Origin of the sequence: Comamonas sp. Z3, from assembly GCF_008121565.1 — a bacterium.
Lineage (GTDB): Bacteria > Pseudomonadota > Gammaproteobacteria > Burkholderiales > Burkholderiaceae_C > Comamonas > Comamonas brasiliensis.
Genome location: NZ_VOQU01000001.1, coordinates 1 through 25,149, shown reverse-complemented (window position 1 = coordinate 25,149; position 25,149 = coordinate 1). Strand labels below are relative to the sequence as shown.

The 25,149-nt window shown below is 63.1% G+C and carries 23 protein-coding genes and 1 rRNA gene; 8 read left to right on the top strand and 16 right to left on the bottom strand.

Translation table 11 applies throughout. The annotated features are described in order from the left end of the window. Nucleotides 1-4: 4 nt before the first annotated feature. The 3 genes from FSY59_RS00120 (at nt 5) to FSY59_RS27260 (ending at nt 2,403) form a co-directional block, all read left to right on the top strand. Nucleotides 5-961, top strand: coding sequence for a sulfurtransferase (locus tag FSY59_RS00120; RefSeq protein WP_148728229.1), 957 nt, complete (start codon nt 5-7; stop codon nt 959-961). Between the two features lie 157 nt (nt 962-1,118). Next, on the top strand, nt 1,119-2,216 hold the full coding sequence (locus tag FSY59_RS00115) for a YeeE/YedE thiosulfate transporter family protein (protein ID WP_003057542.1): 1,098 nt from the start codon (nt 1,119-1,121) through the stop codon (nt 2,214-2,216). A 13-nt stretch (nt 2,217-2,229) separates the two neighbouring features. Beyond that, a complete protein-coding gene (locus tag FSY59_RS27260) occupies nt 2,230-2,403 on the top strand; it encodes a hypothetical protein (protein WP_003057543.1) in 174 nt (57 codons plus the stop codon). A gap of 64 nt (nt 2,404-2,467) precedes the next feature. Here the strand turns inward: FSY59_RS27260 and FSY59_RS00110 are convergent, their stop codons facing one another. From FSY59_RS00110 to FSY59_RS00045, 14 genes are all read right to left on the bottom strand, one after another. Continuing rightward, a complete protein-coding gene (locus FSY59_RS00110; RefSeq protein ID WP_148728228.1) occupies nt 2,468-3,418 on the bottom strand; it encodes a VTT domain-containing protein in 951 nt (316 codons plus the stop codon). 84 nt (nt 3,419-3,502) lie between these two features. Further along, nucleotides 3,503-4,399, bottom strand: coding sequence for an alpha/beta fold hydrolase (locus FSY59_RS00105; RefSeq protein WP_148728226.1), 897 nt, complete (start codon nt 4,397-4,399; stop codon nt 3,503-3,505). A 68-nt stretch (nt 4,400-4,467) separates the two neighbouring features. Then, complete coding sequence (locus FSY59_RS00100; RefSeq protein ID WP_148728225.1) at nt 4,468-5,538, bottom strand: branched-chain amino acid ABC transporter permease; 1,071 nt, start codon at nt 5,536-5,538, stop codon at nt 4,468-4,470. Nucleotides 5,539-5,689: 151 nt separating this feature from the next. Beyond that, on the bottom strand, nt 5,690-6,673 hold the full coding sequence (locus tag FSY59_RS00095; RefSeq protein WP_003057547.1) for a branched-chain amino acid ABC transporter permease: 984 nt from the start codon (nt 6,671-6,673) through the stop codon (nt 5,690-5,692). A gap of 94 nt (nt 6,674-6,767) precedes the next feature. Then, a complete protein-coding gene (locus FSY59_RS00090; protein WP_148728224.1) occupies nt 6,768-7,502 on the bottom strand; it encodes an ABC transporter ATP-binding protein in 735 nt (244 codons plus the stop codon). Then, nucleotides 7,499-8,272, bottom strand: a complete 774-nt coding sequence (locus FSY59_RS00085) for an ABC transporter ATP-binding protein (protein ID WP_003057553.1) — start codon at nt 8,270-8,272, stop codon at nt 7,499-7,501. Before FSY59_RS00085 ends, FSY59_RS00090 begins: the two co-directional genes overlap by 4 nt. Nucleotides 8,273-8,312: 40 nt before the next feature. Then, a complete protein-coding gene (locus FSY59_RS00080) occupies nt 8,313-9,854 on the bottom strand; it encodes a PHB depolymerase family esterase (protein ID WP_148728223.1) in 1,542 nt (513 codons plus the stop codon). A gap of 110 nt (nt 9,855-9,964) precedes the next feature. Beyond that, nucleotides 9,965-11,152, bottom strand: a complete 1,188-nt coding sequence (locus tag FSY59_RS00075; protein ID WP_043008572.1) for a substrate-binding domain-containing protein — start codon at nt 11,150-11,152, stop codon at nt 9,965-9,967. Nucleotides 11,153-11,398: 246 nt separating this feature from the next. After that, nucleotides 11,399-12,280 carry an amidohydrolase family protein gene (locus FSY59_RS00070; RefSeq protein ID WP_148728221.1) on the bottom strand — a complete coding sequence of 294 codons (882 nt, stop codon included), beginning with the start codon at nt 12,278-12,280 and terminating at the stop codon, nt 11,399-11,401. A gap of 47 nt (nt 12,281-12,327) precedes the next feature. Then, nucleotides 12,328-14,316, bottom strand: coding sequence for an acetoacetate--CoA ligase (locus FSY59_RS00065; protein ID WP_148728220.1), 1,989 nt, complete (start codon nt 14,314-14,316; stop codon nt 12,328-12,330). 85 nt (nt 14,317-14,401) lie between these two features. Next, a complete protein-coding gene (locus tag FSY59_RS00060; RefSeq protein ID WP_050872856.1) occupies nt 14,402-15,925 on the bottom strand; it encodes a sigma-54-dependent Fis family transcriptional regulator in 1,524 nt (507 codons plus the stop codon). Between the two features lie 218 nt (nt 15,926-16,143). Continuing rightward, nucleotides 16,144-17,661, bottom strand: coding sequence for a tripartite tricarboxylate transporter permease (locus FSY59_RS00055; RefSeq protein ID WP_003057567.1), 1,518 nt, complete (start codon nt 17,659-17,661; stop codon nt 16,144-16,146). Continuing rightward, on the bottom strand, nt 17,661-18,254 hold the full coding sequence (locus FSY59_RS00050; RefSeq protein WP_003057569.1) for a tripartite tricarboxylate transporter TctB family protein: 594 nt from the start codon (nt 18,252-18,254) through the stop codon (nt 17,661-17,663). The genes FSY59_RS00055 and FSY59_RS00050 overlap by 1 nt, the downstream gene beginning before the upstream one ends. Nucleotides 18,255-18,478: 224 nt before the next feature. Beyond that, complete coding sequence (locus FSY59_RS00045; protein WP_003057571.1) at nt 18,479-19,444, bottom strand: tripartite tricarboxylate transporter substrate binding protein; 966 nt, start codon at nt 19,442-19,444, stop codon at nt 18,479-18,481. Nucleotides 19,445-19,579: 135 nt separating this feature from the next. Here FSY59_RS00045 and FSY59_RS00040 point away from each other — a divergent pair, with 135 nt between their 5' ends. The 5 genes from FSY59_RS00040 (at nt 19,580) to FSY59_RS00015 (ending at nt 24,112) form a co-directional block, all read left to right on the top strand. Further along, on the top strand, nt 19,580-20,281 hold the full coding sequence (locus FSY59_RS00040; protein ID WP_148728219.1) for a response regulator: 702 nt from the start codon (nt 19,580-19,582) through the stop codon (nt 20,279-20,281). Beyond that, the gene (locus FSY59_RS00035) at nt 20,278-21,753 is read left to right on the top strand and encodes a sensor histidine kinase (RefSeq protein WP_148728217.1); all 1,476 of its coding nucleotides are present in this window, start codon (nt 20,278-20,280) and stop codon (nt 21,751-21,753) included. Before FSY59_RS00040 ends, FSY59_RS00035 begins: the two co-directional genes overlap by 4 nt. Before the next feature lie 32 nt (nt 21,754-21,785). Continuing rightward, nucleotides 21,786-22,223, top strand: a complete 438-nt coding sequence (locus FSY59_RS00030; RefSeq protein ID WP_043376163.1) for an RNA-binding S4 domain-containing protein — start codon at nt 21,786-21,788, stop codon at nt 22,221-22,223. Nucleotides 22,224-22,235: 12 nt separating this feature from the next. Beyond that, nucleotides 22,236-23,003: a hypothetical protein gene (locus FSY59_RS00025; RefSeq protein WP_148728216.1), complete on the top strand. Its 768-nt coding sequence runs from the start codon at nt 22,236-22,238 to the stop codon at nt 23,001-23,003. 296 nt (nt 23,004-23,299) lie between these two features. Beyond that, nucleotides 23,300-24,112, top strand: coding sequence for a DNA/RNA non-specific endonuclease (locus FSY59_RS00015; protein WP_003057581.1), 813 nt, complete (start codon nt 23,300-23,302; stop codon nt 24,110-24,112). Between the two features lie 65 nt (nt 24,113-24,177). Here the strand turns inward: FSY59_RS00015 and FSY59_RS00010 are convergent, their stop codons facing one another. Together FSY59_RS00010 and rrf are read right to left on the bottom strand one after the other, a co-directional pair. Beyond that, the gene (locus FSY59_RS00010) at nt 24,178-24,924 is read right to left on the bottom strand and encodes a 16S rRNA pseudouridine(516) synthase (protein WP_003057583.1); all 747 of its coding nucleotides are present in this window, start codon (nt 24,922-24,924) and stop codon (nt 24,178-24,180) included. 104 nt (nt 24,925-25,028) lie between these two features. Next, nucleotides 25,029-25,141: ribosomal RNA gene (gene rrf, locus FSY59_RS00005) — 5S ribosomal RNA — on the bottom strand. Nucleotides 25,142-25,149: the final 8 nt, after the last annotated feature.

Here is a 25,149-nt window from a genome sequence, read left to right as displayed (position 1 = left end):
TGCCATGAAAAACTCTCTGACACGCTATGCACTGGGTCTGGGCTTGAGCCTGGGCGCCACCGGTTGGGCGCTCGCGGCCCAGCCCCTGCTCAACCCCGAACAGCTGCAGCCACTGCTGCAGCAGGCCGATGTCCGCCTCATCGATATCCGCGACCCCAAAGCCTTCGAGGCCGGCCATATCGCCCAGGCCGCCAACGCCCCCTACGGCAAATGGCGCGGCCCGGCCACCAATCCTGGCGAGCTGCCCGACCAGGCCAAGCTGGTGGCGCTGGTCCAGTCCCTGGGCCTGACGCCAGCCACGCATGCCATCGTGATCTCCAGCGGTGCCGATGCCACGGACTTCGGTGCCGCGGCGCGTGTGTACTGGACGCTCAAGAGCCTGGGCCTCAAGGAGCTGTCCATCGTCAACGGCGGCATGAAGGCCTGGGAGGGTGCAGGCAAGCCGCTGGGCAAGACCCAGGTGCAGATTGCGCCCAGCAGCTACGCCCCGACTTTTGACGCCAACTGGCTGGCCACCCAGCAGGACGTGGGCAAGCATATCGACCTCTCCAACGCAGCCCTGGTGGACTCGCGCCCCGACGCCTTCTATCTGGGCAAGACCCGCGCGCCAGCCGCCAAGCTCTCGGGCACCTTGCCCGGCGCCCAGCAACTGGATTTCAATCAATGGTTTGTGCCCGGTACCTCGCGGTTCGTGGATGCAGCCAAGGCCCGGGAAATCGCTGCCAAGGTCCAGCGCCCGCAAGGCCAGGACATGGTGGCCTTCTGCAACACCGGTCACTGGGCGGCCACCGACTGGTTCGGCCTCTCCGAAATGGCAGGCCTGCCCAATGTGAAGCTGTATGCGGGGTCCATGGTCGACTGGACGCAATCCAAGGACGCGCCGCGCATGGCCAACCAGCCGGGCCGCGCCCAGTCATTGGCCTATGACGCCCAAAAATGGTGGGAAAAAACTTTTAAATGACTCCCCTGAGTCGCTTCGCGCCTTCCCCAAGCCGGGCGCCCCCAAGGGGGACGACAACTTCGCTGCAGGGCGGCCTTTGCTCGTTGTCTCTGATCTGGGTGCATGCCCTTTGCGGAAAGTGCGTCGCAGTCCTTACCCATCAATTCCATAAAGACATATGAAACGACTTCCCATAACCGCCTTGCTGGCGGTTTTCTTTGGCTGGCTGCTGTGGTCGGTCTCGGTGCGTCAGGCGGCGCTGTTTGCCGTGGGCATAGGCCTGGGCGCGGTGCTGGCCGGCAAGCGATTTGGCTTCACCACGGGCTGGCGCATGCTGGTCGAGGAAAAGGACGGCAGCGGCATCTTTGGCCAGTTGCTGCTGCTGGCGCTGGCTGCGGCACTGGCCATGCCTTTGCTGGGCCATTTCCCGGAGCTGACGGCAGCTCTCGGCCCACCCAGCATCAGCCTGCTGGTTGGAGCCTTTGTCTTCGGCCTGTGCATGCAGATCGCCGACGGTTGCGGCAGCGGCACGCTGTACAAAGCCGGCATGGGCATCCCCATGAACACGGCCATACTGCCCTTGTTCGCGATCGGCAGCTTTCTGGGCAGCCTGCACCTTGGCTGGTGGCTGGACCTGGGCAATACGGCACCCGTGGGCCTGGTCACGCAATGGGGCTGGGCTCCAGCGCTGATCGCCACGCTGGTCGCGCTGGCCGTGATCGCGGCAGGCGTGGCCCTGTATGTGAAAAAGGCCAATGCCGCCCTGAGCCGCCCGGCCAAGCCGCTGCTGGTGCGTAAATGGCTGGTGGGTGCCGTGCTGCTGGCTATCCTGGCTACGCTCAACCTGATCATTGCGGGCCAGCCCTGGGGCGTGGTCTACGGCTTTGGTCTGTGGGCCGCCAAGATCGCCAATGCCACTGGCGCCGTCGATCTGGCCAGCAACTGGTTCTGGAGCCAGCCCGGCAATGCGGCGCGCCTGCACGAGACCGTGCTGCTGGACGTGACCAGCATCACCAATATCGGGATTCTGGGCGGCGCATTGTGGATTGCCGCCGGCAAGCCCGCGGCAGCCAAGGCACTGACAGGCACACAATGGGTCGTGGCCCTGGTGGCGGGACTGGTGCTCGGCTACAGCTCGCGCCTGGCTTTCGGCTGCAATGTGGGCGCCATGCTCTCGGGCATCTCCACCGGCTCCATCCACGGCTGGATCTGGGTCCCACTGGCATTTGCAGGCACCATCTTCGGCCTGCGCATCCGCCGCCATTTCGGCTTCTGAGCAAGGAACCACCATGACCTCACCAAGCACCTTGCGCACCGTATTCTGGGCCGTGCTGCTCGTCTTTCTGGCCTGGGACTTTCATACATCGCCGGCCATTGACCTGCGCTTCGAAGCACCGCTGATTGCCGCCGGCTCCGGCCAGGCCGCACAGGGCGGGCATTGCTCCATGCCTGCCGGCAAGTAAGCGCCTCGACCCCACCCGACGCCCTGCCCGAGAAATGGTCAGGGCGTTTTTCTTTGGGGCCTGCTCAGGCCTCGGGCTTTTCCAGCTCAAAGCCAGCCGCCTCCCAGGCCGTCAGGCCACCGGACAATGGCCGGACGTTGCGAAATCCCGCACGCTGCAATTGCCTGGCCACGCGCGCGGCGGAGATCTCGTCGGGGCAGTCGCAATACACGACCAGGCCATGCTCATGCCGCTCACGCGGCAGCAAGTGCTCGTAGGCCGCCCTGCCCTTGCCCTGATGCTCCAGCCAGGAGCTGGCACCGGGAATATGACTCCGACCGAAGAGCAGGGGTTCGCGCACATCGATCACCGTCGGCATGATGCCCTGGGCGTTGAGCCCCGCCAGTTCCTCGACTGACATTCGCGGCATCTTCAGCGAACGCACCACGCGCTGCCTCTGCCACCACTTGCGCGCCACGAAGACCGCGAACGCCACGCACAGCAGCAGCAGCCCCCATTTGCCCAGGGCCGTCAGCACATCGAGCAGATCCTGCACCGTGGAACTGAACAGCGAGCCCAGAAACACCGCCGAGCCCACCCAGATCAGGGCCCCCAGCGTATCGAACAGCACGAAGGTGCGCAGCGGTGTGCCCACCACGCCGGCCAGCGCGCTGGCGATGGAGGCAAAGCCCGGCACGAACTTGGCCACCAGCAAAGACCTGGCGCCCCAGCGACCATAGACGGACTCTGTCTGACGGATGCAGGCATCGGGCGAGAGCGAAATGCGGCAGATACGTCCCAGCACCCGGTGCCCATAGGCTCTGCCTGCGTGGTACCAAAGCACATCGGCAATCAGCGCTGCGGCCACCGCAATCACGGTGAGCCAGCCCAGGCGTGCCAGGCTGCCGCCTTCCAGCGCTCCGGTCACCACCAGCACCGGATAGGCCGGGATGGGAGCGCCCAGTTGCTCCACCAGCACGTTGAGAAAGACAATGCCGAAGCCGTATTCCCGAATCAGATCGACGACAAAACCCATGACCCACGCTCCTTACCCCGACCGGGCTTAGCCACCGATGCTAGCGAGACGTGAACATCCCCGGGGCTGCGAGGTTGTTGCGCTTCAAGCCTGGTGCAGATGGGACAGAACGGCCTCGAAATGCGTGCTCACATTGAGCGCCGGCGCATGGCCGCAGTCCGGCACTTCCAGCCAGGTCAGCAGACCTCGGACACCGGGGCCGCGCTGCTGCATCTGCTCGGCCACCGGCTTGAGCACCAGATCGGACTCCTCGCCGCGCAGCAACAGCACGGGCAGTTGCAACGCGTCATAGTGATCCCAGAGCAGATAGTCGTTGTCATGCTCGGTGAACTGCTCGATCATGCGCGGGTCGTAATGCGGGGTGACGCGGCCGTCGTCGCAACGGCGCGTGCTGGTCTCGGTCAGCTTGCGCCACTCGAAATCGCTGAGCCAGCCATAGGGCTTGTAGGCCGCGCGGAAAAAGCCTTCCAGCTCGGCGACGGTGTCGAACACCGGTGGCCGGCCGGCGTAGCTCTTGATGCGGGCCAGTGCAGGCTCGGCCAGCTCGGGCGCATTGTCGTTGAGCGTAAGCGTGAGAATGCGGTGTCTGAGATCCGGCTCGAACAGGCCGGATGCGCAGACTGTGCCTATCGCACCGCCCATGCTGGTCCCCACCCAGTGCACCTGCTGCAGCGCCAGCGCATCCATCAGCTCGTGCGCCAGACGGGCATAGAAGCGCAGCCGATATTCCTCGCGCGGGTTGCGGCTCCACTGGCTCAGGCCGCGGCCCAGCGTATCCGGGCAGATGACGCGATAGCCTTGCGCCACGAGAAACTGCGCCAGTGCATCCATGTCGCGGCCCGTGCGTGCCAGGCCATGCCAGGCGATCACCGTGGCCTTGGTGGGGCCTTGCGGCTGCCAGTCAAGGTAATGAATCTCATAGCCCGCGCAAAGAGCATAGCAAGATGCGGGCAGGGGCAAGGCGGGAGATGTCTGGCTCATGATTTTTTGGATGAATTGGCCTTTAACGCTTATGCATCAAGCGCTTTAAGCTATAAAAATTGAAATGATCACTCCTTGAGCGATGCCGCAGCACGCAGCCGCCCGACAACGCCCGTGGGGAAGTAATAGACCGAGAGCACAAACAGCAGCCCCAGCCACAGCAGCCAGCGGTCCGGCGACAGCAGGGCCGACAGCCATGGCAGGCTGACGGTGGCCTCGCTGCCTAGCCGCAGCAAATCCTGCAGATAGCTTTGCGCGACCAGAAAGATGACGGAGCCGATCACCGCGCCATAAATCGTGCCCATGCCGCCGATGACGACGATGAGCAGGCAGTCCATCATGATCTCGAAGGACAGCGTGGTGTCCGGCCCGTTGTAGCGCAGCCAGACCGCAAGCATGGCACCGGCCACGCAGGCGAACAGGGCCGAGAGCACGCTGGATGTGGTGCGATAGATCACCACGCGGTAGCCGATGGCCTCGGCACGGAACTCGTTCTCGCGAATCGCCTGCAGCACGCGGCCGAAGGGCGAATTGACGATGCGCAGCAGCATCAGCACCAGCAGCAGCGCCAGCACAAACAGCAGGTAGTAGCTGATGATGCGGCCGTCGATGAGGGTGCCGAAGATCTCGTTCTCGAAGGGCTCGAAACTGGGCGACAGCCATTCGGGCATCTTGAAGGTCAGGCCGTCCTCGCCTCCCGTCCAGTCGGACAGCTGCGAAGCCAGGGTCTGAAATGCGGCCGCCACGGCCAGCGTGATCATGGCAAAGAAGATGGCGCGCACACGCAGGGAAAACAGGCCGATGGCCAGGGACAAGAGCAGCGACAACAGCAGCGCCGCCCCCAGCCCCAGGGCCAGCGCCCCCCAGCCCGCCCCCAGCTTGCCGGAGGCAATCGCCACGCCATAGGCACCTATGCCGAAGAACATGGTGTGGGCAAAGCTGACGATGCCGGTATAGCCCAGCAGCAGGTCAAAGCTGGCCACCAGCACCACAAAGATCAGCACCTTGGCCGCCACATTGAGCGCCTTGACACCGGGAAAGGCAAACGGCGCCACGGCAAGACCGAGGAAGATCGCCAGCAGCATCAGTGCCAGGATGCGACTGCGCGGCAGATCGCCGGAGAGCAAACGGTTCAACATCCAATCAACCTTTCATCTCTTTGGTGGCGAGTTGCTCGAACTGAGCATGCCCCCGGCCAGCGGCCAACAAGCAGGGGCCGCCTCGCAGCGAGGGTTGCGTCCCCTTGGGGCGCCCGGCCAGGCAAAGGCGCTAAACGACTCAGGGGATATCTCATCGGTTCGCCACCGGATAGACACCTTGGGGCCGCCAGAGCAGGATGGCGACCATCAGTGCGATATTGGAAAACAACGCCACCTTGGGCACGAGAAAGCCCGTGTAGTTGGCCATCAGCCCCACCAGCAGCGCTCCGATGAGAGCGCCACCGGTGCTGCCCAGCCCGCCGATGATGATGACGATGAAGATCAGCACATTGACCTGGGCACCCATCTGCGGAATCACGTTCTGCTGGTACAGCCCCCACATCACGCCGCCCAGCCCGGCCAGGGCCGAGCCGGCCACAAACACGCCAATGAACAGGCTGCGCACCCGGTAGCCAAGCGCCTCGACCATCTCGCGATCCTGCACGCCGGCGCGGATCAGCAGGCCCAGCTTGGTTCGAGCAAGCGTCCAGGCCAGCCCTGCAAACACCAGCGCGCCCACCAGCACGGCAAACACGCGGTACTTCTCCACGGCCGCATCGCCCAGCAACCACGCCCCCTTCATGGCATCGGGCAGGGGCAGCGGTATCTGCTGCGGGCCCCAGATGACCTTGATCAGCTCCTCGCCGATGATCATGCCGCCCATGGTGATGAGAATCTGCTTGAGATGCTGGCCATAGACCGGGCGCACGATGAAGCGCTCGAACGCCAGACCCACGGCGCCGGCCACCAGCATCGCCACCAGCATGGCCGGAAAGACGGCGGCCAGATTGCGCCAGAGCTGGTCCGAGCCCGTCCAGTCGCCCATGACGCCAAGCACGCTGGTGGCCACAAAGGCGCCGAGCGCGATAAACACGCCGTGCCCGAAGTTCAGCACATCCATGAGGCCGAACACCAGCGTCAGACCCGAAGCGATGATGAAGACGATCATGCCCATGGCCAAACCTGCAACCGTCAGCGTCAGCCAGGTGCTGGGCGATCCCACCAGCGGCAGCGTCACCAGCGCCAGCAGCGGCACCAGCAACAGCGGCTTGTAATCCATATCCTTGAAGCTCATGCAGGCTCCCTCCGATTGCCCGCCAACACGGCCAGATCCATGGCGGCTTGCGAGTGAGACATAAAGACGGATGGCATGTCGGATACGACTCCCTTCATAAGGACAGCCCCAGCAACGTCTGCTGCAGCTGCGCATCGGCCGCCAGATCGGCCATGCGGCCCGCGTGGATGACACGGCCGTTGTCCATCACGGCCACGCCGTCGCCCAGGCGTTTGGCGAAGTCAATGTTCTGCTCCACCAGCAAGATGCTCACGCCGCCGGCCTTGAGCTGGGCAATGGCCTCGATCATGTTGTTGATGATGGCGGGAGCCAGGCCCTTGCTGGGCTCATCGACGATCAGCAGATCGCGCGGCTCGACAATGGCGCGCGCCACGGCCACCATCTGCTTCTGCCCGCCGCTGAGCTTGCCCGCAGGCGCATTCCAGAACTTCTGCACGGCCGGGAACAGCTGGTAGATCCAGTCCAGCCGGGCGGCATCCATCTGGCCCGCATGGGCGGCGGCGCGTGCCGCCAGCAACAGGTTTTCCTTGACCGTGAGATCGGCAAAGATGCCCATGTTCTCGGGCACATAGGCGATATTCAGGCGTGCAATGGCCGGCGTGGACAGCTGGGCAATGTCCTTCTGCGCAAACTGGATGCGGCCCTGGCTGGCCTGCCACAGGCCCATGATGGTGCGCAGCGTGGTGGTCTTGCCGGCGCCGTTGCGGCCCAGCAGCATGGTGACCTCGCCCTGCGGCACGATCAGGTCCACGCCATGCAGTATGTGATAGGCGCCTATATGGGTATGGACGCCGGACAGTTGCAGCAAAGGGGCGGATGTCTGGCTCATGCGTCCTCCTTCACGGCATTGCCGAGATAGGCCTGCTGCACCACGGGCGAGGCGATGACCTCAGCAGGCTTGCCGTCGGCCACCAGCTGCCCGTTGGTCAGCACGATGATGCGATCGGCTAGCTCGCGCACCACATCCATCTTGTGCTCCACCAGCAGGATGATCTTGCTGCGGTCTTTTTTGAGTTCGCGTATCAGGTCCAGAATCACCGGTGCCTCGTCATGGCTCATGCCCGCCGTGGGCTCGTCAAACATATAGACCTGCGGCTCCAGCGCCATCAGCAGAGCCACCTCCAGCTTGCGCTGATCGCCGTGCGGCAGGCTGGCGACGATGGTGTCGGCACGCTCGGACATGGAGACCCGCTCCAGGATTTGTCGCGCACGCTGCGTAACCGCCCGGTGATCGCTCCAGATGCTCCAGAGGTTCAAGCCGCGGCGATGCGCTCCCGTCATGCTGGCCTGCACCGCCAGCCGCACGTTCTCCTGCACGCTCAGATTCGGAAAGAGATTCGTGAGTTGAAAGGCCCTGCCCAGCCCGGCTCGCGTACGCGCCGACGCGGGTAGGCCGCTCAGATCGCGCCCCCCCAGGGTGACCGTACCGGAGCTGGCCTTGAGCTGGCCCGAGATCAGGTTGAAATAAGTGGTCTTCCCGGCCCCATTGGGGCCCACGATGGCCGTGAGCGTGCCCGGCTCGAACGAGCAGGTCACAGCGTTCACGGCCACATGGCCCCCAAAGCGGATGGTGAGATCTTGCGTTGCCAGAATGCCCATGGAAGCGGATCTTTCCTTCTCGAATGCGTGCGGTCGCTGCTCAGGGGCAGGTACCGATCACGTAGTAGTTGCTGCCGGTCTGCTTCAGCGTGGTGGTGTAGAACACATTCCACAAGCCCATGTTCTGGCCCGAGCCGTTGGCATAGGCATAGCCGCCTTGCTGATAGGCGCGGTTGGCCTGTACATGGGCGTAATTGCTGGCCGTCGTGCAAGTGCCCGCAGGATTGCTGCCGGTCAGCGTCGAGGCGCTCACTGCGGCAGAGTCGGCACTTTCTGCGCCATTGCCGTCCACGGCCCGCACCGTCCAGCTGTAGCTGGTGGCAGGGTTCAGCGCCGCATCGACATAGCTGGTGGCATAGACCGTGAGCGCATTGGCCTTGTTGCCGTTGCGATAGACGTTATAGCCCGCAGCGCTGGTCACAGGAGCCCAGTCCAGCTGCATGCTGGTGCTGGTGGCAGCCGACGCGCCCAGTCCCGTAGGAGCCGCCAGGGCTGGCTGGGTCGGGGTTCCTCCGCCGTTGCCGCCACCGGTGCCGGAGCCCGCGCCGGAGGCAATGCGATCGATCATGGCCTTGATGGCCGTCATCTGCACGCCGCTCTTTTGCGCAAAGTTATTGCCATACCAGCCTATCCAGTCCCAGCAGGCATTGGGATTGGCCAGCGAACCGCTCTTGCTCGTGCTGCGGTTGTTGTTGTCCACCTGGGTCTGCGGATACAGCACGATGATGTTGTTGGTATCCGCCCAGCGGCTGAAGCCCGTGTTCCTGACGAACTTGTCGCCAATCTTGTCCGTGCTCTGCTGGCAGCCGTGCAGCACCACATGCAGCCTGCACTGCGTGCCGCTGGCGCAGCTCTGCGGCACATAGAGCCAGCCGGTGCTGGCCATGCCAGGATTGGCATTGGTATAGCTGGCCTGGTTGAACTCTATGTAGTTGCCGGTGGTCGGAGCATCGTTGCGCGGATTGAGCGCACCATAGAAATGCGTGAGTGCAGCCTTGGCGCCGTCATAGCCGCAATTGCTGATATAGGGCGAAGCGCTGCTGCTGCAGGCATTGTTGCCGCTGCTGTCGAAGTCGGTGGGCAGCACATGGGCAGCCCCCGATCGCTTGACATAGGCGATATTGGCCTGCGGCACGCCATTGTTCAGATACTGGGTCTGCAGCGCATCGGTGAGATTCGGCCCCACCGTGTAGTCGCTGGTGCCCGTGAAGATATAGATCTTCTGTGCCGCGATTCGGCTCTTGGCGTCGATGCTGGCAGCGCTGCTGTAACTGTCGATGCTGGACTGCATGGCATTGAGCTGCGCGCTGCTGATGCTGGCGTTGTACATGCAGGCCGTGTAATTGTTCAGGCCGGCGCACATATACGGGCCTGCCGCGAAGATCCCCACCCCCATGAAGCTTGCCGAATAGGCATTGCCCAGCTGATTGGCCATGAAGCCGCCCGACGACAGGCCCGAAACGCTGATCTGGTCGGTGGCAATGTTGTATTGCCCCAGCGGCACGGCCGCCCCCGCGGCCAGGTTCACGCCGCCCCATAGCGCCAGCGCGGCAACGCCGCTTCTCCAGGATTGAACTCGCATGCTTTGTCTCCGTGAATCGTTGAAATAGGAATGAGCAATGCCAGCCCTCGTGTTTCCGAGGGTTCATCAATTGAGAGGACGGGTGGGCGCGGGAAGATCTCCCTGCCGGATCAGCGCTGGTTGCGCACGGGAACGTTCATTTCCTCAGGCTTGATCTCGCGCACCAGCTCGGGAACGCCCCAGGCCATGGCCGGATCGTTCTTGATCCTGAAGTGGTACATGCTCTGCATGGCCTGGTGATCTTCCTTGCGGAAGGTCATGACGCCCTTGGGTGTATCGAAGCTCATGCCTTCCATGGCCTTGATCAAGGCGTTGGTCTTGGTGTCGCCGCCGGTCTTCTTGAGTGCCGTAACGATAGCCATCGCGGCCGAGAAGCCGCCCGCCGTGAAGAAGTCCGGCGGAGCCTTGAACTGCTTGTAGCTCATGGAGACCATGGCTTCGTTCACCGGGTTCTTGGGGATGCCGAAGTAATAGTAGGTGGCGCCCTCCATGCCCGGCAGATTCTTGTAGGCAGCCATGGCCGGCAGGATGTTACCGCCCGTGGCAATCTCGATGCCGTAGCGCTTGAGGTCCATGTCGGCGATCTTGAAGGGATTGCCGGCACCGGCCCAGACAATCCAGATCACCTTCTTGCCTGGAACATCCTTGAGCCTGTCGATCAGGCGCTGGGCGCCGGCCGTGAAATCGGTGGTGGCCGCTGGCAGATACTCCTCGTGCACCAGCTTGCCCTTCTTGACCGCCTCCTTGAAGGCCTTGACGCCGTCGCGGCCGAAGGCATTGTCCTGGGCCAGTGTCGCAATCGTCACTCCGGGCTTGTCGATGGCCACGGCATTGCTGATCGCATCCTGGCTGGAGTTGCGGCCGGTGCGGAAGATGTACTTGTTCCACTTGTCGCCGGTGATGGAGTCGGCCACGGCGGGCTCGACGATCAGGATCTTCTTGTACTCCTCGGCCACGGGCAGCATGGCCAGCGCCACGCCCGACGCGCTGGGGCCGACCGCCAGATCGGCCTTGTCGTCCGAATAGGCGGCGGCCAGCAGGCTCTTGCCCAGGTCGGGCTTGCCCTGGTCATCCTTTTCGATGAGTACCAGCTTCTTGCCTGCCACCGTCATGCTGCCGCCTGTGGCGTATTCCAGTCCCATCAGCAGCCCGGCCTGCGTCTGCTTGCCGTAGGCCTCCAGCGGCCCGGTCTTGCTGTAGACATGGGCGATGCGGATTTCGGATTGAGCCAGAGCCCCCGGAACATGGGCGGCCATGGCGGCCAGGGCCGCGAACTGCAGCAGGCTGCGCTTGTGCATGGTTTGTCTCCTTGACGGTGTTTGCGGTGGTTCCGCTTGTCTTTGTATGGTGTGCAGTTAGCAGTCTTCGTGCCAGTCTGGTTTTCCTCTGAGGACTGTGATGGTCAGCGCCCTATTGCCTGAAAATCAGACAGAAAGTGTCTTCAAAAAAGACACTGCGCGTTTTCCATACACTGCTTCAGGCTTGGCCTCGGCCAAGGTTCAAGCGCCATGAAAAAAGGATCACTGCGGTGATCCTTGTGTTCTTTACGCGGCATCGCGCTTTTTGTCGAATTCCAGCAGCCGCACGGCGTTGTCCTTGAGAATGCCCGACATGACCTCGGGCTTGAAGCCGGCGACCTCGAAGTCCTTCATCCAGCGCTCCGGCGTGATCAGCGGGAAGTCGCTGCCGAACAGCACACGGTCCTTGAGCAAGGTGTTGGCGTACTGCACCAGCTGCTTGGGGAAATACTTGGGGCTCCAGCCCGAAAGATCGATCCAGACATTGGGCTTGTGCAGCGCCACCGAGATCGCCTCGTCCTGCCAGGGAAAGCTCGGGTGCGCCATGACGATCTGCATATCGCCGAAGTCCACGGCCACATCGTCCAGCAGCATGGGGTTGCTATAGGCCAGACGCAGGCCGCCACCGCACTTCATGCCGCTGCCGATACCACTGTGGCCGGTGTGGAAGATGGCGGGCAGCTTGTAGTGGTTGATGACCTCGTAGATGGGCCAGGCCATGCGATCGTAGGGATGAAAGCCCTGCACCGTGGGATGGAACTTGAAGCCCTTGACGCCGCATTCGGTGATCAGGCGCTCGGCCTCGCGCGCGCCCATCTTGCCCTTGTGTGGGTCGATGCTGGCGAATGCCACCATCATGTCGCTGTTCTCGCGCGCAGCATCGGCAATCTCTTCATTGGGGATGCGGCGACGACCCAGTTGCGCCTCGCTGTCCACCGTGAACATCACCAGACCGATCTTGCGCTCGCGGTAATAGGCAATGGTTTCGGCGATCGTCGGACGCAGCGAGCTGCCGAAGTATTTGTCGGCCGCGCGGTCGTACTCCTCGCCATAGCTGTCAAAGGGATTGCGGCAGCTGACTTCCGCATGGGTGTGGAAGTCGATGGCGATCAGATCTTGATGGTTCATGGGTGGGTCTGCTTTGGGTATTGAGTCAAATCAGCCTCAAGCGCTTGTCACGCCTGCGGCACCTGCTCTCGAAATTGAATGAAGAAATCAATGCTGGATGGATTGGCCATGGCATCGGGGCTGGCCACCTTGGCGGCGTCCGCGCCCAGCAGCAGCTTGCGCACAGGTACCTCCATCTTCTTGCCGGTGAGGGTGCGCGGAATCTCGGCCACCTGTACCACCACATTGGGTACATGGCGTGCCGAAGCCTTGGTCTTGATGGCGTTCTTGATCTGGGCGGTCAGCTCGCCCGTCAATGCCTGGCCTTCGGCCAGAGTCACGAACAGCGGCATGAAGGAAGGTCGGCCCAGGTATTCGAGGTCGACCACCAGGCTGTCCTTGACGGCGTCGAGCTCCTCGACGACACGGTAGATCTCCGCCGTGCCCATGCGTATGCCGAAGCGGTTGATGGTGCTGTCCGAGCGCCCGTAGATCACGGCCGTGCCGCGCTCGCTGAACTCGATCCAGTCGCCATGGCGCCAGTAGCCGGCAAACACATCGAAATAGCTGTCGTGGTAGCGCGCCCCGCTCTCGTCGTTCCAGAAGAACACGGGCATGGAGGGCATGGGCTCGGTAATCACCAGCTCGCCGACTTCGGCAACCACCTTCTGGCCCTGCTCGTTGAAGGCATGGGCGGCCACGCCCAGTTCGCGGCACTGGATCTCGCCCGCGTTGACGGGCAGTATGGGAGCGCAGGCCACAAAGCCCGAGGCGATATCCGTGCCGCCGCTGATCGAAGCCAGCCACAGATCGCCTTTGACGCTCTCATAGACCCAGGCATAGGCATCGAGAGGCAGCGGCGAGCCCGTGGAGTTGATGGCACGCAGCTTCTCGAACTGGCGCCCCTTCTTCGGCGAGACACCATCCTTCATGCTCTTGATGAGGAAGGCCGCGCCGCAACCAAAGATGCTGACCTGGTATTGGTCGATGAAGTCCCAGAGCGCATCATCATGGGGCGCCGTCGGGTTGCCGTCGGACAGGACCACGGTCGCGCCGGCCAGCAGGCTGCCTATCATCAGATTCCAGACAATCCAGCCCGTGCTGCCCAGGAACATGAACCGATCGCCGGGCAAGACATCGTGCTGCAGGCGATTGGTCTTGAGGTGGGTGAGCACGATGCCACCATGGCTGTGCACCATGGCCTTGGGCAGGCCGGTGGTTCCCGAGGAGTACACCACCCATAGCGGATGGGAGAACGGCAGGCGCTCGAACTGCAGTGGCACTGCATGGCGCGTTGCCTCGTCCCAGCTCATGCAGTCACGCCAGGGCACGGCTGCATGCTCGGCATCGCTGCCGAACAAGGGCCCCGGCACATGAATCACCTGGGCGATATCGGGCAGACCCTGGAGCACTTCGTCCAGCACTTCACGGCGATCGAACTGCCTGCCGGCGTAGGTGTAGCTGTCGGTCGCAAAAATCAGCTTGGGCGCAATCTGCTGGAAGCGGTCCAGCACCACGGAAACACCCATCTCCGGCGCGCAGCTAGACCAGATGGCGCCAATGCTGGCGCAGGCCAGAAACGCCACCACGGTCTGCGGCACATTGGGCAGATAGGCCACCACGCGATCGCCACGCCCTATGCCCAGACCGCGCAGGCTTGCCGCCAGGGCGCCCACATCGCGCTGCAACTGCTGCCAGGAGACTTCGACCGGAGTCTGGCCCTCGCAGCGCGCAATGATGGCCGGACGCTGATCGCTGGCCTGGCGGAAGATGTGCTCTGCGTAGTTCAGCCGGGTGCCGGGAAACCACTCGGCACCGGGCATCCTGCGGCTGGCCAGCACCTGCGTGGGGTCACCATCGGCCTGAACGTCGAAGTAGTCCCAGATGGAGCGCCAGAAGCCTTCGATATCGGTTGCCGACCATTGCCACAGCGCCTCATAGTCGGAGAAGTCACGGCCACGGCTGTCGCGCAGCCAGTTCATGTAATGCCACAGGCCGCTTTGCTCCTGCCGTTGCTGGGTGGGCCTCCACACTTCCTGCCCTTGTACCAATGCCATGCTGTCTCCGGACTTAAATTAGATATTTTTTATAACTATAAAAACAAACCAAGTCCTACCCACCAAGGGCAATCCCTAGCATGGCTCAGAAATTCAGCGTCTCGAGCCGGTCGTACAGCTTGGCGCGCGATATGCCGAGCGTCCTTGCCACCGCCAGCTTGTTACCCCCATGGGCCTGCATCGCTGCCCGTATGGCGCGGGTTTCGAGATCGGCCATTTGCTCGGCCAGCGGCTTGAGAAGATCACCCGTTGCCGGCATTGCCGCCATGGTCTCCTGAGCCGGGGGCTGCCGATGCGGAGCCTGAGGCTCGACCCCGGACGAGCGCAGCACCTGTGCCAGCAGGCCGGCATCGATGTGCGAGTCATCGCAGCGCATGGCGGCTTGCTCCAGCACATTGCGCAGCTCGCGAATATTGCCGCGCCAAGCCTGCGCAACCAGCAGTTCCAGCGCGCCCTTGCCCAGCTCCGGCGGAACCATGTCGTTGCGCAGTGCCAGGTCCTCGCAGAGCATTTCCACCAGGGCCGGGATATCGCTGCTGCGCTCGCGCAGCGGCGGCACGCGCACGGGCAGCACATGCAGCCGGTAGAACAGGTCTTCGCGGAAGCGCCCGTCGCGCACCATCTGCAGCAGATCGCGAGAAGTCGCGGCCACCACGCGCACATCGAAATGCACGATCTGATTGGAGCCCAGCGGCTCGATCTCGCCCTCCTGCAAGGCCCGCAGCAGCTTGGCCTGCAGGCTGGCGGGCATGTCGCCGATTTCATCCAGAAACAGGGTACCGCCATCGGCGAGCTTGAACTTTCCGTCGCGTGTCTTGCGCTCGGCTCCGGTAAATGCGCCCGGTGCCACACCGAAGAATTCTGCCTCCAGCAGCGTCTCGGGAATGGCCGCGATATTGACGCTCACAAAAGGACCGGCAGACCGCGCCGATGCGGCATGGATGGCATGAGCCAGCACCTCCTTGCCGGTACCTGTCTCGCCCAGCAACAGCACCGGGCTCATGGACTGGGCCGCCCGCCGTGCCTGGCGCTTGACCTCGACCGCGGCCGGGCTGCTGCCCACAAAGCTGGCAAAGCTGTATTTGCTGCGGCGCGCGCCCTGTACGGACGCGTGCAAGCTGCGGCTGCGCTGGGCAGCCAGCTCGCGCCTCGCCTCATCGAGATCGCGCTGCAGCATCGCGAACTTGCTGATCAGCGGCTGCAAGGTCGTTTCTGGCTGGTCGAACAACACAATGCCGATGGCACCGATCACGCCTCCTTCATCGTCATGCAGCGGCAGGCGGCTGACGACAAAGGTTCCGGCGCTATTGGTCAGCAGATCGATCAGGACCGGCTTGCCGGTCTCCAGCACGCCCCGCATCTGGGTGTTGGGGATGACCTCCTCCACCATATGCCCGAGAAAGTCGCCCACACCGGCCACACCCAGGCGCGGCAAAAAACGCTCGTAGCCTTTGTTGACCCAGACGATGCGCCCGCTTCTGTCGACCAGAAACATGCCCTGGCTCATTGAAGAGAACAGCTGAAACATGGACCGTGCCGCCAGGGCATAGATGCCGTCGGCATCTTCGGGTAGCTCACAAGCGAAATCGTGGGGTAGCAGTTGGCTCATTTCCATCGCGTCATGGTAGGGCGACATTGAAGCCCAACCATCAGCACAGACCTGTAGCCGCGCTCCTGGCGCCACCCATGCCTGAGCGGACAACGCATCCACGCCCATGAACTGAGCCTGCCTCCATAAAAAAATCCCCTGTCCGGCTCACCGGACAGGGGATGTGAATGCAACGGGCTCCATGCGTGAAGCACCCGCAGCAGGCTAGGAAAGCGGACTCAGGCGGTGCTTGCCTCCCGGGCATGCTTGGCCTGCGACAGGCGCTTGAGCACGCGGGGAATGATCAGCACAGCCAGCACGATGATGATCAGCGTCAGCGACATGGGGCGCTGCAGGAAGATCCACCAGCTGCCCTCGCCGATAGACACGGCGTTGCGCATCTGGGCTTCGGCCAGTGGGCCGAGGATCATGCCCACCACCACGGGAGCGGTGGGGAAGTCGAAGCGGCGCATGATCACGCCCAGCACGCCGATGCCGTAGAGCAGGAACAGATCGAATGCGCTCTGGCGCATGCCGTAGGCACCGACGGTTGCGAAGATCAGAATGCCGGCATACAGCTGGGGACGCGGAATCTTCAGCAGCTTGACCCACAGGCCCACCATGGGCAGGTTGAGCACCAGCAGCATCACGTTGCCGATGTACAGCGAGGCGATCAGCGCCCAGACCAGGGCCGCAGAGCTGGTAAACAGCTGGGGGCCGGGGTTGATGCCGTAGTTCTGGAAAGCGCCCAGCAGCACGGCCGTGGTGTTGCTGGTGGGAATGCCCAGAGTCAGCAGCGGAATCAGAGCCGCGGTCACGGTCGCATTGTTGGCGGCTTCCGGACCGGCCACGCCTTCGATGGCGCCCTTGCCGCCGAACTCGGCCTTGTCTTCGCCCTTGGCCAGCTTCTTTTCGGTCGCGTAGCTCAGAAAGGTCGGGATCTCGGTACCGCCGGCAGGAATGCAACCGAACGGTGTCCCCAGCAGCGTGCCGCGCATCCAGGCGGGCCAGGAACGCTTCCAGTCGCGCTTGGTCATGTGCACACGCGTCAGCTTGTTCTGCGACTCCTCGACCTTGCCTTCATACATGGCGGCATACAGCACTTCGGCCACGGCAAACAGACCCACGGCCACCAGCACGATATCGATGCCATCCAGCAACTCCATCTTGCCGCCGGTATAGCGCGCCGCGCCGGAGATCTGGTCCATGCCGATGCAACCCGCAGCCAGACCGACAAACAGCGCCGTCATGCCGCGCAGCGTGCTCTGACCCAGCACGGCACTCACGGTGGTGAAGGCCAGCACCATGAGCATGAAGTACTCGGGCGGGCCCAATTTCACGGCGAAGTCGGCCACATAGGGAGCGAACAGGGTCACCACCACGGTGGCAAAGGTACCCGCGAAAAACGAGCCGATCGCGGCAGTTGCCAGCGCCGCCCCGGCTCGGCCGCTCTTGGCCATCTTGTTGCCTTCCATGGCAGTGACCATGGATGCCGTCTCGCCAGGTGTGTTCAGCAGAATCGAGGTGGTCGAGCCGCCATACATGGCACCGTAGTAGATGCCGGCGAAAAAGATCATGGATGCCGTCACATCCACCTTGGCGGTGATGGGCAGCAGCATGGCCACGGCCACGGCCGGGCCGATACCGGGCAGCACGCCCACGGCCGTACCCAGGGCACAGCCCACCAGAGCCCACAGCAGATTGGCGGGCGTGATGGCCGTGGCAAAGCCAGCCATCAAAGCATTGAAAATATCCATTACAGCCACCCCGTTTCAGTCAGACCAGGCAGATTGATGGCCAGGAACTTGGTAAACATCCAGAACACCGGTGCCGCAATCAGCAGCCCCGTGATCACATCCTTGACCCAGGTGCCCGGTGCGGACGCCTGCGACTGATGCGCGGCTCGGCGCAGGCCCTGCACGGCCAGCACATAGCAGATGGTGCAGCTGAAAATAAAGCCCAGGGTACCGATCAAGGCCGCATTCACCAGCAGACCGGCCGAGACCCAGGCAAAGGGCAGGATGTCGACCTTGGGCTGGCCGCCCGGGTCGGCCGCATGGCGAAAACCACCGCTGCGTGCTTCCCAGATCAGCAGGGCACCGCAGATACCCAGCACCACTGCGCAGACCCAGGGCAGGAAATTGGGGCCGACGCCGCCGTAGCCGGAGTCCGAAGGAATTTGCAGTGCGCCAAGGGCCAGTCCCGCAGCGACCAGCAGCACGCCCGCACCGACAATGGTTTGCGCTCTCTTGGACGGTACGTTGGGGCTCTGCGGCTCGTCGGGGTCTGCATAGGCCGAAACCTGTGCGGCCTCCGCTGCCCGGGCCAGATCTTGGAAGGAATCAGACATGATGAATGTGTGTGATTTCAATGGTTTTCGGAACCCGCCAGAGTCGCCTTGCGGCAGCTCCCACGGCATCATGGGGTTGCACAAACCCTGGCTTGCGCCGTCAGGGGCAGGCCATCAATCAGTGCGGGGGAAAACAGCAGGACACAACGCGATCAGGGCTGAAGTCGCCAGCCCTGTGCCATGCCCTGAAAAGGCCGCTGCAGAACGCAGCGGCCTAGTGATCGTCAGATCATGCCGGACTTGGCCATGGTGGCGCGCAGGCTGGCGAACTCATCGTCCACGAACTTGCCAAAGGCATCGCCGCCCAGCCAGGCAGGTGTCCAGTCGTTCTTCTGCAGCGCTTCGGCCCAGGCCTTGCTCTTGGTGGCCTTTTCGATCTGGGCGACCAGCTCGTCGCGCTGGGCCTTGGAGATGCCGGGAGCGCCATACACACCGCGCCAGTTGCCGATTTCCACGTTGATGCCCTGCTCCTTGAGCGTGGGAACGCTGGATGCCGCACCCTTGAGGCGCTGGGCCGAGGTCACGCCGATGGGCTTCATCTTGCCGGTCGCGATGTATTCGGCAAACTCGCTGAAGCCGCTGCCGCCCACGGTGACGTTGCCGCCCAGGATGGCGGAGATGGCCTCGCCGCCCCCACGGAAAGCCACGTAGTTGATCTTGGCGGGGTCCACGCCCACTTCACGGGCGATCATGGCCGCGGCAATGTGCTCGGTGGAGCCGCGCGAGCCACCGCCCCACTTGACGGAGCCGGGATCCTTCTTGAGCTGGGCCACCACTTCCGCCATGTTCTTGAACGGCGAGTTGGCGGGCAGCACAAACACGTTGTACTCGCTGGTCAGGCGCGCCAGAGGCGTGGCCTGGCTCAGATTGACGGGAGGCTTGCCGGTAATGATGCCGCCCAGCATCACGGCGCCCATGACCATCATGGCATTGGGATCACCCTTGCTGCCGTTGACGAACTGGGCCAGGCCGATGGCACCGGCAGCACCGCCCTTGTTGTCATAAGTGACGGAAGAAGCCACACCTGCGTCCTGCAAGGCCTTGCCCAGGGCACGGCCTGTCGTGTCCCAGCCGCCACCCGGGTTGGCGGGCAGCATCATCTTGATGGCTGCCGCGGCCTGGGCCGACAGGGGCAAAGCACCGGCTGCCGCCAGGGCTGCCAGAGACTTCAGAAACGTATCACGACGCATGATGTACTCCTTATGTAGTTAGTGGATGCAATCATGGACAGCCTGCCTGTCAAACAGCTGTCCAATCACCTAGGGCTATCCCTTAAGCAGCCCCGGTCGTTTCACGACTTGTCTGCGCATTCGCAGCGCAGTGCTATGTTCGGCAACATGCAACTACTGCTTGTTGAAGATGACTCCGCCATGCGCACCACGCTGCAGCGCACACTGATGCGTCGCGGCCTGAATGTGGATGTGGCGGCCGACGGCCCCAGTGCCCTGGCCCATTGGCAAACCCGCGAACCCGATGCCGTGGTGCTGGACCTGAGTCTGCCCGGTCTCGACGGCCTGCAGGTGCTGGAGCGCGCCCGCGCCCTGGGCCTGCGCACGCCGGTGCTGATCCTGACCGCGCGCGGCACCGTGGGCGACCGCGTCATGGGCCTGAATGCCGGCGCCGACGACTATCTGGCCAAGCCCTTTGACCTCGACGAGCTGGAAGCGCGCCTGCGCGCCCTGCTGCGCCGCAGTCAGGATAGCTTCACACCCCGGTCAGGTTCCGAGGCAATCGCCCTGGGCGCATTGCGCTATGAGAAGGAAAGCGGCGCGATCTATCTCGACGACAAGGTCCTGGAGCTGACCCCGCGCGAGCTGTCCATGATGCATGCGCTGCTGGCGCGCCCCGGCCATGCGGTCACCAAGGAGAGGCTGTTCAGCCTGGTCTTCCCCAGCGAGGTCGATGTGCAATACGAGGCCGTGGAAGTCGTGGCCTACCGTCTGCGCAAAAAGCTGGGCGGCACCGGCGTGCAGCTGGTCACCCTGCGCGGTCTGGGCTATCTGGTCAAAGCCGAGGCGGCGGCGTGACAGCCAATCCGGCAAGGACGCGGCCGAAGATAGCCTGGTCGCTGAGGCGCCTGCTGCTCACCGGCATCCTGCTGCCTGTGCTGGCGCTGATTGCCCTCAATGCCTGGAGCCTCTATCAGCAGACGCTGGCATCGCTGCACACGGCTTACGACAGAACCCTGCTGGCCTCGGCCAAGAGCATCAGCGAGCAGATCGGCGTTACCGGATACGACGAGCACGCACAGCTGCGCGCCATCGTCCCCTATTCGGCGCTGGAAATCTTCGAGGCCGACAACCAGAGCCGCATGTTCTACCGCGTCTCCACGCTGGATGGACAACTGATTTCGGGCTTTGCGGAGCTGCCTGTCTGGAACGGCAGGATTCCGCAGCGCCCGCCCTATGCGGCGCTGGTGGACTTCTATGACGACGAGTTTCGCGGCCACCCCGTGCGCGTCGCCGTGCTGCTGCAGCCGGTTGCCAGTGCCGACGGGCGCGGCATGGCCGTGATCCAGGTCGCCGAAACCCTGGAGCTGCGCGAATCCCTGGCCTTGCAGATTCTGCGCGACACCCTGATTCGACAGGCCCTGCTGGTGCTGGTCGTCGCGCTGATCGTCATCATCGTCGTGCAGCGCGCCACCCAGCCCATACGCCAGCTCAGCCAGGACCTGCAAGGCCGGGCCCAGGGGGATCTGAGCCCGCTGGCGGCCCCCGAGGCCCCGCGCGAAATCCAGCCCCTGCTGGAGGCCACCAACCAGACCATGCAGCGCCTGCAAGGTCTGCTGAGCAACCAGAAGCGCTTTGTGCGCGACGCCTCGCACCAGTTGCGCACGCCGCTGGCGGTGCTCAAGGTCCAGGTGCAGTCGGCCAAGCGCGGCGATATTCCACCGGCCCAGGCCTTTGCCGAGATCGACGACACGGTGGACCGCGCCACCCGCGTCGCCAACCAGATGCTGGCCCTGGCCAAGGTCGAGCAGCTGCGCCAGGAAGACAGCAGCCAGAGCAGCGCCATGCTCGCCCAGCTCGACGATATCGTACGCGACGTGGCGCTGGAGCTATCGCCGCTGATTGCCGATCACGACATGGACTTCGGCATCGAAACCCAGGCCTGCTGCGTGGCCGCCCATGAATGGATGCTGCGCGAGCTGACCCGCAACCTGCTGCACAACGCCATACGCCACACACCCAGGCACGGGAGTCTGCAAGTCGATGTGCGCGCGCACAACGGCATGGCGCAGCTGAGTATCGAAGACAGCGGCAGCGGCATCGACGATGAACTGGCCCAGCGGCTGTTTCAGCCTTTTTCGGCGGGCAACGCGCGCAGCGGCTCGGGCCTGGGCCTGGCCATCTGCCAGGAGATCGTCCAAACCCTGGGCGGCCAGATCGAGCTGCGCAATCTGCATGACGGACTCGGCCGCGTGCGTGGCCTGCAGGCGCTGATTCAGCTGCCCCTGCACAATGGCGATGCCCAGGACATGGATACTGCTCTGACTTGAATCGCCATCCCTTCACGCCGCAAAATACCGACATGAGTGAAACTGAATCCATGCGTCTGGACAAATGGCTGTGGTGCGCGCGGTTCTACAAGACCCGCAGCCTGGCTGTGGAGGAAATTGGCAAAGGCCGGGTCACGGTCAACAACGCCAATGCCAAGGCCTCGCGTGAAATCCGTCCGGGCGACCATATCCACCTGCGCCAGGGCAATATTCCCAGGGAAGTCATAGTGCGCGGGCTGAGCGGCATGCGCGGCCCGGCACCCGTGGCCCAACAGCTATACGAGGAAACAGCGCAAAGCATTGCCCAGCGAGAACAGCTGGCCGAGCAGCGCCGTCTGGCTCCCGAACCTGCAGCGACACTGGCGGCGCAGCACACCGGCCGCCCCACCAAGCGTGACCGCCGGGATATCGACCGCGTGCAACGCAGCAGCGGCTGGGGCGACCGCTGGAGCGCTTCCATCGATGACTGAAAGCCTTCGCCCATGAAGCGCAGGCTGCTGATCTCCACACTCTCCACCCTGGCAGTTGCGGCAACCGGCTCTTTGAGCTGGTCGTGGCTGCGCAAGCGTCCGGGCAGTACCGAACGTCGATCCGTGATCCAGACCGTCTTCAGCCAGGCGCTGCCGCCACTGAGCGCCCAGCATCTGCAGCTGATACGCCTGCTGCGGGTGCAGTGGATGCCCATAGAGTCGGGAGCACCCGGCTTCGATCCCGTGCAGCCCTTTGGCGGCGATCTGTCCACCCTCGACACTGCCCAGCAGGTGCTGCGCAGTCACGATCCTGCTCTGGCCACCAGGCTCCTGGCCGAGGTCTGCCTTTGGCTGCCGGAGTTTGTGGCAAACGCCACCTTGGCGCCCGGTCGCTATGCCTTGCCGCCCGACTTCTCAGATCAGGCGCCAGACAGCAGCTTCGACTTTCGTCCCGAACACCTGACGCTGCTGCATGCCGCCCTGTGGCGAGAAGTCGGTACCGATGACCTGCCTTATGTTTTGGCCGAGGAGGAAGACGGCCAGGCGATCTGGCCCTTGCCCTATATCGACGGCAAGCGGCCATACGGCGACCGCAGCTACTACCAGATCGATATGGCCGACATTCTGGGCAAGCCCTATGCGAGGAACGCACAGGGCCAGTACATTTTGCCGCCCCAGAAAGATGAGGCGCTCAAGCAGCTGCATCTGAAAACCCAAGCCGCGCTGCAGATCCTGCTCATGCATGGAACGCCATCGGGGATCCGAAGCTTGGCGACGTAAGCAGGGTCAGGACTGTTGCAAAGTCTAGCCCTTATAAAATATGAGCACTTAGCGCTTTATTACAAAGCTTTTCAGGAAACTTTTACCTTGAAAAGCTTTCAAAGCTTGCGTAAGCAGCTCTTATTCAAGTAGCAATCAATCCTCCTCGATGACGGCCAGACTCGCTCTTGCGCCTGGGCTGCTGGCACTCTTTTCATCTCCCTCGGCCTTCCTCGCGCATGTCTTCCGCTTTTTCAGCACCGCTTTCCTCTTTCTCCTCACGCTCCCCCCGATGGCTGCGCCATGCCGGCATCGCAATGCTGGCCATCAGCAGCGTGGCCTGCTCCGCCCGGATGCCTGCACCCTCGGCAGCGGTCAGCCCCACATCGCTCATCCAGGTCAAGAATCCCACGCGCAGCACCCAGGGCTTTGAGCAATGCCCGCAGTTCTTTGCCAATGGCAAAGCTCCCGTGCTCAGCGATCAGCCCAAGCTGCGTGCGCTGTGCTATGACGCGTTTGCCGTGCTGCACAGCGGCCAGAGCAAGACTCCCGTCTTCGTTGCTCAACGTCTGAACAAGGCCCTGGTCGCCGATGCCGACGAAAAGCGCACCAACAAGTTCTACAGCGACGCCCGCCTGCCCCGCGATGAACGCGCCGAGCTGGACGACTACAAGCGCTCCGGCTACTCACGCGGCCACATGGCTCCCGCTGGCGACATGCCGACCGCACAGGCCATGGCCCAGAGCTTCTCGCTGGCCAATATGGTGCCCCAGTCCATCAAGCAGAACGGCGGCCCCTGGGCCCGCATCGAAAAAGACACGCGCAGCTACGCACAACGAGCTCAGGGCGATGTCTACATCATCACCGGCCCGGTCTTTGATGCTGGCGCCGCCTCCGTCGGCCACAACCAGGTGCGTGTGCCCAGCTTTCTCTACAAGCTGGTTTACGACGCTCAGAGCCAGCGTGCCTGGGCGCACTGGCAGGCCAATGATGATGCGGCCCGTGTCACCGAACCCATCAGCTACGCAGAGCTGGTGCGCCGCACCGGCATCGAATTCCTGCCTGGCGCTGCGCTGCAAGCCTCGGGCAAGCTCCAGCAGACGTCCATGCTCCCTGCGCAGCGACACTGATTGCCCGTGTCCCCAATCAAAAAGCCTGCTGGCGCAAGCCAGCAGGCTTTTTATCTTGCTCGGTTTTACTTGCCCGGCTTGAACAATTCCAGCTCATGTGCCGTCAGCCAGCGCCATTGGCCAGGCTCCAGATCGGCAGGCAACTCCATGCCGCCGATTCTTCTGCGATGCAGACCTTCGACCCGGTTGCTCACGGCCGCAATCATGCGCTTGACCTGGTGATACTTGCCCTCGGTCAGCGTCAGATCCAGCACATGGCTGTCCACCTGCTCGCAGGCCGCCGCCTTGACGGGCTTGGGATCATCGTCGAGAACGACGCCATCCAGCAGCCGCTGTATCTGCTTGGCATCCACCGGATGCTTGCAGGTCACCCGGTAAACCTTGGAGACATGCTTTTTGGGCGACGACATGCGGTGGATGAACTGGCCATCGTCGCTGAGCAGCAGCATACCGGTCGTATCCTGATCCAGGCGCCCCACCGCCTGAACACCTTGTACCGCCCCTTTGTTGGGTCGTTGACGCAGCGGAGCCGGCAGCAAGGTATAGATGCTGGGATAGGCCGATGGCTTTTGCGAGCACTCGGTGCCGGCTGGCTTGTTCAGCAGCACATAACCCAGCTCGTGATACTCCCACTCCACGCCTTGCACCCTGAAGCGCAGACCTTCAGGATCCACCTGCTGGGTGGAATCCAGGACCTTCTCCCAGTCAGAGGTCTGCGGGTTCCATAGCTCCACCCAGCCTTGCTGCACCAAGCCTGAGCACACGCGGCGAATGCCAAAGCCCTGTGAATACAACATGTCCTGCAGCTGCATGCTCATCCTTTCCTTGTCCGCTACTGCGCAAGCAATATCAAGAATACCGATTGATCAAATAAAAAACCCCGTAATCTTGCGACTACGGGGTTTTCACTGTAAGAGCCTGACGATGACCTACTTTCACACGGGAACCCGCACTATCATCGGCGCAAAGTCGTTTCACTGTCCTGTTCGGGATGGGAAGGAGTGGTACCAACTTGCTATGGTCATCAGGCATAAACT

What these genes read in the sequence shown, in the direction of transcription:
- FSY59_RS00120 (WP_148728229.1), top strand. Translation starts at nt 5, where the DNA reads ATGAAAAACTCTCTGACACGCTATGCACTGGGTCTGGGCTTGAGCCTG.
- FSY59_RS00115 (WP_003057542.1), top strand. Translation starts at nt 1,119, where the DNA reads ATGAAACGACTTCCCATAACCGCCTTGCTGGCGGTTTTCTTTGGCTGG.
- FSY59_RS27260 (WP_003057543.1), top strand. Translation starts at nt 2,230, where the DNA reads ATGACCTCACCAAGCACCTTGCGCACCGTATTCTGGGCCGTGCTGCTC.
- FSY59_RS00110 (WP_148728228.1), bottom strand. Translation starts at nt 3,418, where the DNA reads ATGGGTTTTGTCGTCGATCTGATTCGGGAATACGGCTTCGGCATTGTC.
- FSY59_RS00105 (WP_148728226.1), bottom strand. Translation starts at nt 4,399, where the DNA reads ATGAGCCAGACATCTCCCGCCTTGCCCCTGCCCGCATCTTGCTATGCT.
- FSY59_RS00100 (WP_148728225.1), bottom strand. Translation starts at nt 5,538, where the DNA reads ATGTTGAACCGTTTGCTCTCCGGCGATCTGCCGCGCAGTCGCATCCTG.
- FSY59_RS00095 (WP_003057547.1), bottom strand. Translation starts at nt 6,673, where the DNA reads ATGAGCTTCAAGGATATGGATTACAAGCCGCTGTTGCTGGTGCCGCTG.
- FSY59_RS00090 (WP_148728224.1), bottom strand. Translation starts at nt 7,502, where the DNA reads ATGAGCCAGACATCCGCCCCTTTGCTGCAACTGTCCGGCGTCCATACC.
- FSY59_RS00085 (WP_003057553.1), bottom strand. Translation starts at nt 8,272, where the DNA reads ATGGGCATTCTGGCAACGCAAGATCTCACCATCCGCTTTGGGGGCCAT.
- FSY59_RS00080 (WP_148728223.1), bottom strand. Translation starts at nt 9,854, where the DNA reads ATGCGAGTTCAATCCTGGAGAAGCGGCGTTGCCGCGCTGGCGCTATGG.
- FSY59_RS00075 (WP_043008572.1), bottom strand. Translation starts at nt 11,152, where the DNA reads ATGCACAAGCGCAGCCTGCTGCAGTTCGCGGCCCTGGCCGCCATGGCC.
- FSY59_RS00070 (WP_148728221.1), bottom strand. Translation starts at nt 12,280, where the DNA reads ATGAACCATCAAGATCTGATCGCCATCGACTTCCACACCCATGCGGAA.
- FSY59_RS00065 (WP_148728220.1), bottom strand. Translation starts at nt 14,316, where the DNA reads ATGGCATTGGTACAAGGGCAGGAAGTGTGGAGGCCCACCCAGCAACGG.
- FSY59_RS00060 (WP_050872856.1), bottom strand. Translation starts at nt 15,925, where the DNA reads ATGAGCCAACTGCTACCCCACGATTTCGCTTGTGAGCTACCCGAAGAT.
- FSY59_RS00055 (WP_003057567.1), bottom strand. Translation starts at nt 17,661, where the DNA reads ATGGATATTTTCAATGCTTTGATGGCTGGCTTTGCCACGGCCATCACG.
- FSY59_RS00050 (WP_003057569.1), bottom strand. Translation starts at nt 18,254, where the DNA reads ATGTCTGATTCCTTCCAAGATCTGGCCCGGGCAGCGGAGGCCGCACAG.
- FSY59_RS00045 (WP_003057571.1), bottom strand. Translation starts at nt 19,444, where the DNA reads ATGCGTCGTGATACGTTTCTGAAGTCTCTGGCAGCCCTGGCGGCAGCC.
- FSY59_RS00040 (WP_148728219.1), top strand. Translation starts at nt 19,580, where the DNA reads ATGTTCGGCAACATGCAACTACTGCTTGTTGAAGATGACTCCGCCATG.
- FSY59_RS00030 (WP_043376163.1), top strand. Translation starts at nt 21,786, where the DNA reads ATGAGTGAAACTGAATCCATGCGTCTGGACAAATGGCTGTGGTGCGCG.
- FSY59_RS00025 (WP_148728216.1), top strand. Translation starts at nt 22,236, where the DNA reads ATGAAGCGCAGGCTGCTGATCTCCACACTCTCCACCCTGGCAGTTGCG.
- FSY59_RS00015 (WP_003057581.1), top strand. Translation starts at nt 23,300, where the DNA reads ATGCTGGCCATCAGCAGCGTGGCCTGCTCCGCCCGGATGCCTGCACCC.
- FSY59_RS00010 (WP_003057583.1), bottom strand. Translation starts at nt 24,924, where the DNA reads ATGCAGCTGCAGGACATGTTGTATTCACAGGGCTTTGGCATTCGCCGC.